The organism is Cognatiluteimonas lumbrici, assembly GCF_006476065.1.
Taxonomy (GTDB): domain Bacteria; phylum Pseudomonadota; class Gammaproteobacteria; order Xanthomonadales; family Xanthomonadaceae; genus Cognatiluteimonas; species Cognatiluteimonas lumbrici.
Map to the genome: position 1 here is coordinate 2,103,954 of NZ_ML636798.1, position 11,933 is coordinate 2,115,886.

The 11,933-nt window shown below is 71.0% G+C and carries 12 protein-coding genes; 11 read left to right on the forward strand and 1 reads right to left on the reverse strand.

The window, feature by feature from the left end; genetic code table 11:
* Nucleotide 1: 1 nt before the first annotated feature.
* Genes E4F25_RS10160 through E4F25_RS10170 form a run of 3 tightly spaced genes read left to right on the forward strand, consistent with a single transcriptional unit; the run spans nt 2 to nt 3,858 of the window.
* Nucleotides 2-1,963, forward strand: a complete 1,962-nt coding sequence (locus tag E4F25_RS10160) for an ABC-F family ATP-binding cassette domain-containing protein (RefSeq protein WP_140910018.1) — start codon at nt 2-4, stop codon at nt 1,961-1,963.
* On the forward strand, nt 1,963-2,610 hold the full coding sequence (locus tag E4F25_RS10165) for a hypothetical protein (protein ID WP_140910019.1): 648 nt from the start codon (nt 1,963-1,965) through the stop codon (nt 2,608-2,610). The genes E4F25_RS10160 and E4F25_RS10165 overlap by 1 nt, the downstream gene beginning before the upstream one ends.
* A 54-nt stretch (nt 2,611-2,664) precedes the next feature.
* Entirely contained in the window at nt 2,665-3,858 is a 1,194-nt protein-coding gene (locus tag E4F25_RS10170) for a cation:proton antiporter (protein WP_181168262.1), read from the forward strand.
* 38 nt (nt 3,859-3,896) lie between these two features.
* Here the strand turns inward: E4F25_RS10170 and E4F25_RS10175 are convergent, their stop codons facing one another.
* Complete coding sequence (locus E4F25_RS10175) at nt 3,897-4,601, reverse strand: SIMPL domain-containing protein (RefSeq protein WP_140910020.1); 705 nt, start codon at nt 4,599-4,601, stop codon at nt 3,897-3,899.
* Between the two features lie 129 nt (nt 4,602-4,730).
* Between E4F25_RS10175 and E4F25_RS10180 the strand changes: the two genes are divergently transcribed.
* From E4F25_RS10180 to E4F25_RS10215, 8 genes are all read left to right on the forward strand, one after another.
* Nucleotides 4,731-5,033, forward strand: coding sequence for an FmdB family zinc ribbon protein (locus tag E4F25_RS10180; protein ID WP_140910021.1), 303 nt, complete (start codon nt 4,731-4,733; stop codon nt 5,031-5,033).
* A 129-nt stretch (nt 5,034-5,162) separates the two neighbouring features.
* Nucleotides 5,163-6,920, forward strand: a complete 1,758-nt coding sequence (gene aspS / locus E4F25_RS10185; RefSeq protein ID WP_140910022.1) for an aspartate--tRNA ligase — start codon at nt 5,163-5,165, stop codon at nt 6,918-6,920.
* Entirely contained in the window at nt 6,917-7,444 is a 528-nt protein-coding gene (locus tag E4F25_RS10190; RefSeq protein ID WP_140910023.1) for a GNAT family N-acetyltransferase, read from the forward strand. Before aspS ends, E4F25_RS10190 begins: the two co-directional genes overlap by 4 nt.
* A gap of 2 nt (nt 7,445-7,446) precedes the next feature.
* Nucleotides 7,447-8,064: an esterase/lipase family protein gene (locus E4F25_RS10195; protein ID WP_140910024.1), complete on the forward strand. Its 618-nt coding sequence runs from the start codon at nt 7,447-7,449 to the stop codon at nt 8,062-8,064.
* Nucleotides 8,065-8,160: 96 nt separating this feature from the next.
* Entirely contained in the window at nt 8,161-8,889 is a 729-nt protein-coding gene (locus E4F25_RS10200; RefSeq protein WP_140910025.1) for a YebC/PmpR family DNA-binding transcriptional regulator, read from the forward strand.
* 9 nt (nt 8,890-8,898) lie between these two features.
* Nucleotides 8,899-9,426 (forward strand): crossover junction endodeoxyribonuclease RuvC, encoded by a 528-nt coding sequence (ruvC, locus tag E4F25_RS10205; protein ID WP_140910026.1) that lies wholly within the window; start codon nt 8,899-8,901, stop codon nt 9,424-9,426.
* Complete coding sequence (gene ruvA, locus E4F25_RS10210) at nt 9,423-10,013, forward strand: Holliday junction branch migration protein RuvA (RefSeq protein WP_140910027.1); 591 nt, start codon at nt 9,423-9,425, stop codon at nt 10,011-10,013. The genes ruvC and ruvA overlap by 4 nt, the downstream gene beginning before the upstream one ends.
* Before the next feature lie 12 nt (nt 10,014-10,025).
* Nucleotides 10,026-11,933, forward strand: coding sequence for a potassium transporter Kup (locus tag E4F25_RS10215; protein WP_140910028.1), 1,908 nt, complete (start codon nt 10,026-10,028; stop codon nt 11,931-11,933).

Sequence of the window (11,933 nt, forward strand, 5' to 3'; positions counted from 1 at the left end):
GATGATCTCCTTCCGCGACTTCGCCCTGCGCCGTGGCGAACGGCTGCTGCTGTCCGGCGTCGACCTCGCCCTGCACGCCGGCTGGCGGGTGGGCGTGGTCGGGCGCAACGGTACCGGCAAGTCCTCGCTGTTCGCCGCGCTGATGGGCGAGCTGGAGCCCGACCGCGGCGACCTCGACCTGCCGGGCAAGGCGCGCATCGCCTGGGTCGCGCAGGAGACCCCGTCGCTGCCCGACACGGCGCTCGACTTCGTGCTCTCCGGCGACCGCGAGGTGCACGCGGCGGTGCGCATGGAGGCGGACGCCTTCGCGCGCGAGGACTGGGAGGCGGTGGCCGAGGCGCACCAGCGGCTGGAAGCGCTCAACGGCTACGACGCCACCGCGCGCGCCGGCAGGCTGCTGCACGGCCTCGGCTTCCCGCCGGAGACCCACGAAAAGGCGGTGTCCGACTTCTCCGGCGGCTGGCGCGTACGCCTCAACGTGGCGCGCGCGCTGATGACCCCCAGCGACCTGCTGCTGCTCGACGAGCCGACCAACCACCTCGACCTGGACGCGGTGCTGTGGCTGGAGCAGTGGCTGCTGAAGTACCAGGGCACGCTGCTGGTGATCTCGCACGACCGCGAGTTCCTCGACAACGTCGCCACCCACACCCTGCACCTGCACGACGGCCGCGCGAAGCTGTACGCCGGCAACTACACCGCGTTCGAGCGCCAGCGCGCCGAGCAGTTGCGCCAGCAGCAGATCGCGCACGAGAAGGAGCAGGCCGAGCGTGCGCACCTGCAGTCGTTCATCGACCGCTTCAAGGCCAAGGCCAGCAAGGCGAAGCAGGCGCAGTCGCGGATGAAGCGGCTGGCCAAGCTCGCCGGCACCGAGGCGGTGCGCGCCGAGCGCGCGCTGCGCATCGAGTTCCCGCAGCCGGCGCGGATGCCGAACAGCCTGGTCAGGCTGGAGAATGCCGATTGCGGGTATCCCCCTGTGGGAGCCGCCATGGCGGCGAGCTCTTCCAAGGTCGCGGCGACCGGGGAAAGGCTCGCCGCCATGGCGGCTCCCACCGTGGTCCTGCACGACGTCGGCTTCGGGTTGGAAGCGGGCGACCGCATCGGCCTGCTCGGGGCGAACGGCGCCGGCAAGTCCACGCTGGTGAAGACGCTGGTCGGCGAGCTGCCGCTGATCTCCGGCGAGCGCAACGCGCACCCGGACATGCGCATCGGCTACTTCGCCCAGCACACGGTCGAGTCGCTGCGCGCCGGACAGTCGCCGATCGACCACCTGCGCGAGCTGTCGCCCGACACCCCGACCCAGGCCTTCCGCGACTTCCTCGGCAAGTGGAACTTCCCCGGCGACCGTGCGTTCGAGTCCATCGACGCGTTCTCCGGCGGCGAGAAGGCGCGGCTGGCGCTGGCGCTGATCGCCTGGCGGCAACCGAACGTGCTGCTGCTCGACGAGCCGACCAACCACCTCGACCTCGACATGCGCGAGGCGCTGGCCGAGGCGCTCAGCGACTTCGACGGCGCGATCGTGCTGGTCTCGCACGACCGCCACCTGATCGGCATGGTCAGCGACCGCTTCGTGCGCGTCGCCGACGGCCGGGTCGCGCCGTTCGACGGCGACCTCGACGAATACGCGGCGTGGCTCTCGTCCAGCCGCGGCGACCAGGGCGGCAAGTCGAAAGCGTCGCGCGCGCCCGCGCCGTCCCTTCTCCCCGCCAGCGGGGAGAAGCTGCCCCCGCAGGGGGCGGACGAAGGGTGCGCTCCACCCAAGGTCGACCAGCGCCGTCTGGCGAAGCTGGAGGCCGAGATCGCCGACCGGGAACGCGAGCTGGCCACTGTCGAGGCGCAACTTGCCGAGGCCTACGCCGCCGGCGACCATGCCGCCGCCGCGCCGCTGGCGAGCCGCCAGCAGTCGCTGCGTGCTGCGCTGGATGCCAGCGAAGCCGAACTGCTTGCCCTGTACGAGGCCGCCTGATGCACGACACCCTTCGCAAGTCCCCCTCGCTCGCGACCACCGCGTTGCTGCTCTCCCTGGTCCTGGCCGCCTGCGCGCAGGCGCCGTCGCCGGTGCCGGAACCAGCCGTCGAGCCCGCGCACGCCCCGCAGGACGCGTTCGTCGCCAACCTGCGCGCGTTGTGCGGCCAGGCCTTCGCCGGCACGGTGGAGACCGACGTTCCCGCCGCGCCGGGCAACGACGCCTTCGCCGGCCAGCCGCTGGTCATGCACGTGCGCCAGTGCGACGAGGAGGAACTGCGCATTCCCTTCCATGTCGGCGAAGACCGCTCGCGCACCTGGGTGCTCACGCGGACCGGGGCAGGCCTGCGCCTGAAGCACGACCACCGCCACGCCGACGGCAGCCCGGATGCGGTCACCCTGTACGGCGGCGACACCGCCGACGCCGGCAGCGCCATCCGCCAGGAATTCCCGGTGGATGCCGAGTCGGTGGCGATGTTCGAGCGCGAGGGACTTTCGGCATCGGTGAGCAATACCTGGGCGATGGAACTCGTGCCCGGAGAACGCTTCACCTACGAGCTGTCGCGCCCGGGCGGGCGCCTGTTCCGGGTCGCGTTCGACCTGTCCGCGCCGGTGCCGGCACCGCCGCCGCCGTGGGGCGCCGAGTGACGGTCCACGCGGCCTGACGCGACGCAGGCGCCCGCTCCGGTTACCCTGCCGCCGATGAGCCGCGACCTCATCTACCTGCTCCTCATCTTCGGCCTGCTGGTGGTGCCGCGCGCACTGCAGCGGCTGAAGATCCCGGCCCCGATCACCAGCCTGCTGCTGGGCGTGGGCGCGATGCTGCTGTGGGGCAGCGACACCCACGACCCCGTGGTCACGCTGCTGTCGGCGCTGGGCATCTCCTCGCTGTTCCTGTTCGCCGGGCTCGAGGTGGACCTGGCGACCCTGCGCCAGGGCGCCGGGCGCCTGGCCATCCACCTCGCGGTGCGCGGGATCTCGCTGGCCCTGGTCGGCTGGCTGTCGTGGCGCTACCTCGAGCTGGGCTGGCAGGCCTCGGTGCTGCTCGCGCTCGCGCTCCTGACCCCGTCCACCGGCTTCATCCTCGACACCCTCGAGCGCATGGGCCTGGACGAGGGCGAGCGCTTCTGGGTGACCAGCAAGGCGATTGCCGGCGAGCTGCTGGCGCTGGCGGTGCTGTTCGTGGCGCTGAAGGCAGACAACGGGATGGAGCTCGGCGTGTCCTCCGCGGCCATGGTCGGGCTGCTGGTGGGGCTGCCGCTGCTGTTCATCGCGCTCGGGCGCTGGGTGGTGCCGCATGCGCCCGGCTCGGAGTTCTCGCTGCTGGTGATGGTCGGCATGGTTGCGGCCTATTTCACCTTCCGGCTCGGGGTGTACTACCTGGTCGGCGCGTTCATCGCCGGCCTGACCGCGCGCATGCTGCAGGACCGCATGCCGCGGCTGACCGCGCACGACAACATCCACGCGCTGCGCCTGTTCGCGACCTTCTTCGTGCCGTTCTACTTCTTCCACGCCGGCACCCTGATCTCGCGCGACGCGCTCAGCCTGGAGGCGCTGCTGATCGGGCTCGGGATCACGGCGGTGGTGCTGCCGCTGCGGGTCGGGATGACCTGGCTGCAGCGGCGGGTGGTGTTCCGGGAGAGCGCGGCCGGGGCGCTGCGGGTGTCGGTGGCACTGGCGCCGACGCTGGTGTTCACGCTGGTGATCGCGCAGATCCTGTTCGAGCGCTTCGATCTGCCGGGGCCGCTGTTCGGGGGGCTGGTGCTGTACACGGTGCTCAACACGATGCTGCCGTCGCTGGTGCTGAAGCAGACCTTCGACATCGATCCGCTGGCCGACGCGCCGCCCTACCAGCACCCCGAGGACCGCAACACCCCCTCCCGCAACGCCCTGTAGGAGCGGCGCTAGCGCCGCGACCGATCTTCGGGTGGCGGTCAGTCGCGGAGGAAGTATTCGACGGTGGTGACGACGCGGACCTTCTTGACCTGGGGGCTGCTCTGGTCGCGGTCGCTGATGGTCACCACGCCCTGGTTCGCGTTGCGGATGCCGCCCAGGCGTGAGCCCGAGTCCTTGGCGAACTGCTCGGCCGACTCGCGCGCCGCCGCGGTCGCTTCCGCGATCAGTTCCGGCTTGATGTCGTTGAGTTTGGTGTAGTCGAACTCGGGCTGGCTGTGCTGCTCGAGCATCACCCCGCCGGCCACCAGCTGGCCGCTGTTGCGGAGCGCGGCCAGCGCCTTGTCCACCTTGGTGGTGCGCAGGCTGACGGTGTTGGCGTAGCGGAAGCGCTCCGGCGGGCGGCTGTCGCCGTAGGCGTAGGCCCAGCGGTCCTCCAGCCGCGGCGGCGAGACCACGATCTCGCCTTCCTCGAAGCCGGCGTCGAGGAAGAAGCGGCGGATCGCCTCGGTGTTGCGGGCGAGGTCGCGCTGGACCGAGGCCAGGTCGTTGCCGCCGACCGTGTGCGGCAGCGGCCAGACCAGCAGGTCGGCGTCCACGATGCGCTCGGCCGAGCCCTTGACCACGACGTAGCGGTCCTGGGTCTTGATCGCGACCAGGCCGCGGGACGCGAACCAGCCGGCCACGACGATGCCGAGCGCCAGCAAGAGCGCGGCGATGATGGAGGCGAAGCTGCGATCCTGCATGGCGGTCTCCCCGGGTGGCGTCCGCGACAGTCTAGCCGCGCGTGACGCCGCCGCCAGTGCGCTTGAATAAGCGGATTCAGCCCCCAGAATGGTTCGCGTTCCGTCCCCTTGCACGAGTTCCAGCGCGCCATGCCGATCTACGCCTTCTCCTGCGATGCCTGCGGCCACGAGTTCGACCGCCTGCAGAAACTCTCGGATCCGGACCCGGAGGCCTGCCCGGCCTGCGCCGCGGCCGCCGTGAAGCGCAAGGTCACCGCCCCCAGCTTCCGCCTCGCCGGCGGCGGCTGGTACGAAACCGACTTCAAGAAGGAAGGCAAGCGCAACCTCGCCGGCGACGCCGCCAAGCCCGCCGACACCAACCCGTCCGAGTCCAAGCCCACCGGGAAGAAGGCGGAAGCGAAAGCGACGCCCTCGAGCACCGGCGAAGCGTAGCGGGAAAGGCGGTTCCCCTGGCCGACGACTCAAAACGCTCTGCGAGGAGGGCAGGGGAACCGCCTTTCCCGCGAGAGCGCCCGTCCGAAGCCCGCTAGAATGGAAGGCTTCCCAGCCCTCCCGAACCAAATGCGTACCCACTTCTGCGGCCTGATCGACGAATCCCTGGTCGGCGAGACCGTCACCCTGTGCGGCTGGGCCGACGTCGCCCGCGACCTCGGCGGCCTCTGCTTCGTCGACCTGCGCGACCACGAAGGCATCGTCCAGGTCGTCGCCGAACCGTCGGACGCCGAGGGCAACGCCGCGGTGCTCGGGACCGCCGCCGGCATCGGCTACGAGGACTGCCTGCGCGTCACCGGCACCGTGCGCCGCCGCGAGAAGCCCAATCCCAAGCTGCCGACCGGGCAGGTCGAGGTGCTGGCGACCGCGATCGAGGTGCTGAACAAGGCCGCGCCGCTGCCGTTCCACGCGCACGAGAACGCCGGCGAGGACATCCGCCTCAAGTACCGCTACCTCGACCTGCGCACGCCGCGCATGCAGCAGATGCTGCGCACCCGCACGAAGCTGGTGCAGGCGCTGCGCCGCTGGCTGGACGCGCGGGGCTTCCAGGACATCGAGACCCCGATCCTGACCAAGGCCACGCCCGAGGGCGCGCGCGACTTCCTGGTGCCGGCGCGGCTGCATCCGGGCGAGTTCTACGCGCTGCCGCAGTCGCCGCAGCTGTTCAAGCAGATCCTGATGGTGGCCGGCTTCGACCGCTACTACCAGATCGCGCGCTGCTTCCGCGACGAGGCGCTGCGCGCCGACCGCCAGCTCGAGTTCACCCAGCTCGACATGGAGTTCGCCTGGGTCGCCGAGCGCGACGTGCAGGACACGGTCGAGGCGATGATGCGCGACGTGTTCCGCGAGGTGATGGACGTGGAGCTCGGCGAGTTCCCGCGCATGACCTGGGCCGAGGCGATGCGCCGCTACGGCTCGGACAAGCCCGACCTGCGCTTTGGCATGGAGCTGGTGGACGTCGCTGCGCTGGTGAAGGCGACGGAATTCAAGGTGTTCGCCGAGTGGGCGAATGCGGATGGCGGGCGCGTCGCCGCGCTGCGCGCCGTCGGCGGCGCCGGCTTCTCGCGCAAGCAGGTGGACGACTACGCCGCGCACGCGGCCAAGTTCGGCGCCAAGGGCCTGGCATGGCTCAAGCTGGGCGCCGACGGCACCATCAACTCGCCGATCGCCAAGTTCCTCGACGAGGCCACCCAGCAGGCGTTGGTGCAGGCGATCGGCCTGCAGCCTGGCGACATCGGGTTCTTCGGGGCCGGCCCGTACAGGGTGGTCAGCGAGTTCATGGGCGCGCTGCGCCTGAAGCTGGGCCGCGACCTCGGCCTGGTCGAGGCCGGCTGGAAGCCGCTGTGGGTCACCGACTTCCCGATGTTCGAGTGGGACGAGGAGGAACAGCGCCACGTCGCCCTGCACCATCCGTTCACCGCGCCCGCCGTGGACAGCATCGACGACCTGCGCGCCAACGCCGCGACCGCTGTCAGCCGCGGCTACGACATGGTTTTGAACGGCAACGAGATCGGCGGCGGCTCGATCCGCATCCACCGCCCGGAGATGCAGGCGGCGGTGTTCGATCTGCTCGGGATCGGCGCCGAGGAGCAGCAGGCCAAGTTCGGCTTCCTGCTCGAGGCGCTGAACTACGGCGCGCCGCCGCACGGCGGCATCGCCTTCGGCATCGACCGCATCGCCGCGCTGATGGCCGGCACCGAGTCCATCCGCGACGTGATCGCGTTCCCCAAGACCACCACCGCGCAGTGCCTGATGACCGGCGCGCCGTCGCCGGTCCCGGAGCAGCAGCTGCGCGAGGTGCACGTGGCGATCAAGCCGAAGGAATGACCGGGGCGCTCGCCATCCGCAGGGCAGGGCCGGGCGATGCCGCGGCGCTGGCGGAGATCGGCGCGCGCACCTTCGACCTGACCTTCGGGCACCTGTACCCGCCGGAGGACCTGGCGACGTTCCTCGCCGAAAGCCATTCCGAAGCCGCGTACGCGAAGCTGCTGGGCGATCCGCGTTACGCGCTGTGGTTGCTGGCGGACGCCGGCCGCCCCGTGGGCTACGCGGTGGCCGGGCCGTGCGGCCTGCCGCACCCGGACGTGCGCCCCCGGGACGGCGAGCTCAAGCGCCTGTATCTGCTCCCGGAAGTGCAGAACGGCGGCTGGGGCGGACGCCTGTTCGACGAGGCGCTGGCCTGGCTGGAACGCGACGGCCCGCGCCGGCTCTGGATCAGCGTGTGGTCGGAGAATTTCGGGGCGCAGCGCTTCTACGCGCGCCACGGCTTCGGCAAGGTCGCCGAGTACGAATTCCCGGTCGGGCGCGTGCGCGACATCGAGTTCATGTACCGGCGCGAGCCGGCAGCCTGAGCATGGCCGGCGCGCGCCGCGTGATCCTGCTGCACGGGCTGTGGATGCCCGGGGCCTCGATGCACTGGCTGTCGCTGCAGTTGCGCGACGCCGGCTTCGCGCCCGAGGTCTTCGGCTACCACAGCGTCGCCGACGGTCCCGACCTTGCGGTCCCGCGCCTGGTGGAGCTGCTGCAGGGCGGCGGCGAGGCCGACATCGTGGCCCACAGCCTGGGCGGGCTGATCGCGCTGCAGGCGCTGCGCGACGCGCCCGACCTGCCCGTGGGACGGGTGGTGTGCCTGGGGTCGCCGCTGACCGGCAGCGGCGCCGCGGCCGGCATGCTGCGCTGGTCGCCGACCGCGCCCCTGCTCGGGCGCAGCGCCGGGCTGCTGCGGGAGGGGGTCGGCCGCTGGAGGGGGCGCGCGCAGGTGGGCGTGGTCGCCGGCTGCGTGCCGCACGGCCTCGGCTCGCTGTTCGCCGGCTTCGACGGCGACCACGACGGCACCGTCGCCGTGGTCGAGACACGGCTGGAGGGGATCGCCGACCACGTGGTCGTCGAATGCAGCCACAGCGGCCTGCTGTTCTCCGCCGACGCCGCCGCCCAGGCCGTCGCCTTCCTGCGCGAGGGCCGCTTCCTGTAGGAGCGGCGCTTGCGCCGCGATCGGGCTGTCGCGGCGCAAGCGCCGCTCCTACAAGGGTAGAATCCGCGTCTTTCAACGGGTTTGCAGGTCGCAGCAATGGGCAGAGGTCCTTCCATCGAGGCGCGCAAGAACGCCGAGGACGCGCGCCGCGGCAAGATCTTCACCAAGATCATCCGCGAGATCTCCGTCGCGGCCCGGGCCGGCGGCGGCGACCCGGCCGGCAACCCGCGCCTGCGCAGCGCCATCGACAAGGGCCTGTCGGCCAACATGTCGAAGGACGTGATCGAGCGCGCGATCAAGAAGGCCACCGGCGAGCTCGAGGGCGTCGAGTACGAGGAGGTGCGCTACGAGGGCTACGCCCCTGGCGGCGTCGCCGTGATCGTCGACTGCCTCACCGACAACCGCGTGCGCACCGTCGCCGACGTGCGCCACGCCTTCGGCAAGTTCGGCGGCAACATGGGTACCGAGGGCTCGGTCGCCTTCATGTTCCGCAAGCTCGGCGTGCTCTCGTTCGCGCAGGGCGTGGACGAGGATGCGCTCACCGGGGCCGCGATCGAGGCCGGCGCCGACGACGTGGTGGTGCACGACAACGGCGCCATCGACGTGCTCACCGCGCCGGAGGCCTTCGGCGAGGTCAAGGCGGCGATGGAGGCGGCCGGGTTCAGGGCCGACATCGCCGAGGTCGCCATGCGCGCCGACAACGACGTGGTGGTCGAGGGCGAGACCGCGGAGCAGGTGGCGAAGCTGCTGCGCTGGCTCGAGGACATGGACGACGTGCAGGCGGTCCACTCCAACGCCGACCTCGGCGACGCCGCTTACGCGTAAGCTGGGGCCGTGATCCGCATCCTCGGCATCGACCCAGGCTCCCAGCGCACCGGCATCGGCGTCATCGACGTGGACGACGCCGGGCGCTGCCGCTACGTCCACGCGCAGGCCCTGGTGCTGCTCGGGGCCGAGGATTTCCCGTCGCGGCTCGGGCTGCTGTGCGAAGGCCTCGAGGCGCTGCTCGACCAGTGGCAGCCGCAGCAGGTCGCGATCGAGACGGTGTTCATGGACAAGTCCGCGACCTCGGCGCTGAAGCTGGGGCACGCGCGTGGCGCGGCGCTGGCGACGGTGGTGCGGCGCCACCTGCCGGTGAGCGAGTACGCGCCGCGCCTGATCAAGCAGTCCCTGGTCGGCCGCGGTGCCGCCGAGAAGGCCCAGGTGCAGCACATGGTGCGCCTGTTGCTGAACCTGGCCGATGCCAGGCTGCAGGCCGACGCCGCCGACGCGCTGGCGGTGGCCCTCACCCACGCGCACATGAGCGCGACCGCCACCCGCACCGGCGTGGCGACGGCATTGTTGCGGAGGCGGGGAGCATGATCGGACGCCTGAAGGGCCTCCTGGTGCACAAGCAGCCGCCGTGGCTGGTGGTGGACGTCAACGGCGTCGGCTACGAGCTGGAGGCGCCGATGAGCACGTTCTACGACCTGCCCGACGTCGGGCGCGAGGTCGCGCTGTTCACGCATTACGCACAGAAGGAGGACAGCGTGTCGTTGTACGGCTTCCTGCGCGAGGGCGAGCGGCGGCTGTTCCGCGACCTGCAGAAGGTCTCGGGCATCGGCGCGAAGATCGCGCTGGCGGTGCTGTCCGGCGCCAGCGTGGAGGAGTTCGCGCGGCTGGTGCAGACCTCGGACGTGACCGCGCTGACCCGCATTCCCGGCATCGGCAAGAAGACCGCCGAGCGCATGGTGGTGGAGTTGCGCGACCGCGCGGCCGACCTCGGCACGGGCGGCGGCCCGCTCCCGGGCGGCGGCGTGCCGGCGGACCCGCAATCCGAGGCCACGGTGGCGCTGCAGCAGCTCGGCTACAAGCCTGCGGACGCGGCGCGCATGGCCCGCGACGCCGCCGCCGCCGGCGACGACGCAGCCGCCATCATCCGCAAGGCGTTACAGTCCGCGCTTCGCTGAGCGGGAGCCCGCATGTCCAAGACCGCGCACACGCCACGCGACCGCCGCGCCGCGGGCGGCAAGGCCAGCGCCGGCCTGGTCGTCGCCGCGATCGGCGTGGTGTTCGGGGACATCGGCACCAGCCCGCTGTACACCGTCAAGCAGGCCTTCGGCCCGCACTACGGGCTGTCGCCGACCCACGACACCGTGATCGGCCTGCTGTCGCTGGTGTTCTGGGCGCTGATGCTGGTGGTGACGATCAAGTACGTCACCATCATCATGCGCGCCGACAACGAGGGCGAGGGCGGCATCATGGCGCTGATGACGCTGGCCCAGCGCACGCTCAAGCCCGGCTCGCGTTCCACCTACCTGGTCGGGATCCTCGGCATCTTCGGCGCCTCGCTGTTCTTCGGCGACGGCGTGATCACGCCGGCGATCTCGGTGCTGTCCGCGGTCGAGGGCCTGGAGGTGGTGGCGCCGAGCCTGCACCACTGGGTGGTGCCGATCGTGGTGGTGGTGCTGACCGGCGTGTTCGTGGCCCAGCGCTACGGCACCGAGAAGGTCGGCAAGGTCTTCGGGCCGGTGATGGTGCTCTGGTTCCTGGTGCTGGCGGTGCTGGGCGCGATCAACCTCACCCACGAGCCCGAGGTACTGAAGGCGATCAACCCGTGGTGGGCGATCCACTTCTTCGCCACCCATCATTTCCACGGCATCTTCATCCTCGGCGCGGTGGTGCTGGCGGTGACCGGCGGCGAGGCGCTGTACACCGACATGGGCCACTTCGGCGCCCGGCCGATCCGGCGCGGCTGGTACTTCTTCGTGCTGCCGGCGCTGATGCTCAACTACCTGGGGCAGGGCGCGCTGCTGCTCGAGGACCCGGCGGCGATCCGCAACCCGTTCTACTTCGGCGTGCCGGAGTGGGCGCGCTGGCCGGTGATCGCGCTCGCCACCGCCGCCACCGTGATCGCCTCGCAGGCGGTGATCACCGGCGCGTTCTCGATCTCGCGCCAGGCCATGCAGCTCGGCTACATCCCGCGCATGGCGATCAAGCACACCTCGCAGGAGACGATCGGGCAGATCTACATCCCCGGCATCAACTGGATGCTGATGGTGCTGGTGCTCGGGCTGGTGCTGAGCTTCGGCAGCTCGACCGCGCTGGCCACGGCCTACGGCATCTCGGTGTCGGCGACGATGCTGATCGACACCCTGCTGCTGGCGCTGGTGGCGCGCGCGTTGTGGCCGAAGGCGCGCAACTGGGTGCTGCCGCTGTGCCTGGTGTTCCTGGTCGCCGACCTCGGCTTCCTGGTCGCCAACGGCGCCAAGATCCTCGACGGCGGCTGGTTCCCGGTGGTGCTGGGCATCGTGCTGTTCACGCTGCTGCGCACCTGGCGCCGCGGCCGCGAGCTGCTGTACCAGGAGATCCGCAAGGAGGGCATCCAGCTCGACAGCTTCCTGCCCGGGCTGATGCTGGCGCCGCCGGTCCGCGTGCCCGGCACGGCGGTGTTCCTGATCGCGCAGCAGGGCATGGTCCCGCAGGCCCTGCTGCACAACCTCAAGCACAACAAGGTGCTGCACGAGCGCAACGTGTTCCTCACCGTGGAGACACTCGACGTGCCCTACGCTCCGGCGGACCAGCGCCTGAGGATGGAGCCCATCGGCGACGACTTCCACCGCGTCACCGTGCGCTTCGGCTTCATGGAGACGCCCGACGTGCCGCTGGCGCTGATGCGTTCCTGCGACGCCAACGGCATGTATTTCGACCCGATGGACACCACCTACTTCGCCAGCCGCGAGAACGTGGTCGCGCGCCGTCGCGGCGGCATGCCGATGTGGCGCGACAAGCTGTTCGCGGTGATGCACCGCAACGCCGCGCCGGCCACCGGTTTCTTCCGGATCCCGGGCAACCGGCTGGTCGAGCTGGGCGCGCAAGTGGAGATCTGA

Bases quoted from the DNA above. Each gene is read 5' to 3' on its own strand.
- E4F25_RS10165 (WP_140910019.1), top strand. From the start codon at position 1,963: ATGCACGACACCCTTCGCAAGTCCCCCTCGCTCGCGACCACCGCGTTG.
- E4F25_RS10180 (WP_140910021.1), top strand. From the start codon at position 4,731: ATGCCGATCTACGCCTTCTCCTGCGATGCCTGCGGCCACGAGTTCGAC.
- E4F25_RS10160 (WP_140910018.1), top strand. From the start codon at position 2: ATGATCTCCTTCCGCGACTTCGCCCTGCGCCGTGGCGAACGGCTGCTG.
- E4F25_RS10200 (WP_140910025.1), top strand. From the start codon at position 8,161: ATGGGCAGAGGTCCTTCCATCGAGGCGCGCAAGAACGCCGAGGACGCG.
- E4F25_RS10175 (WP_140910020.1), bottom strand. From the start codon at position 4,601: ATGCAGGATCGCAGCTTCGCCTCCATCATCGCCGCGCTCTTGCTGGCG.
- E4F25_RS10170 (WP_181168262.1), top strand. From the start codon at position 2,665: ATGAGCCGCGACCTCATCTACCTGCTCCTCATCTTCGGCCTGCTGGTG.
- ruvA (WP_140910027.1), top strand. From the start codon at position 9,423: ATGATCGGACGCCTGAAGGGCCTCCTGGTGCACAAGCAGCCGCCGTGG.
- E4F25_RS10215 (WP_140910028.1), top strand. From the start codon at position 10,026: ATGTCCAAGACCGCGCACACGCCACGCGACCGCCGCGCCGCGGGCGGC.
- aspS (WP_140910022.1), top strand. From the start codon at position 5,163: ATGCGTACCCACTTCTGCGGCCTGATCGACGAATCCCTGGTCGGCGAG.
- E4F25_RS10195 (WP_140910024.1), top strand. From the start codon at position 7,447: ATGGCCGGCGCGCGCCGCGTGATCCTGCTGCACGGGCTGTGGATGCCC.
- E4F25_RS10190 (WP_140910023.1), top strand. From the start codon at position 6,917: ATGACCGGGGCGCTCGCCATCCGCAGGGCAGGGCCGGGCGATGCCGCG.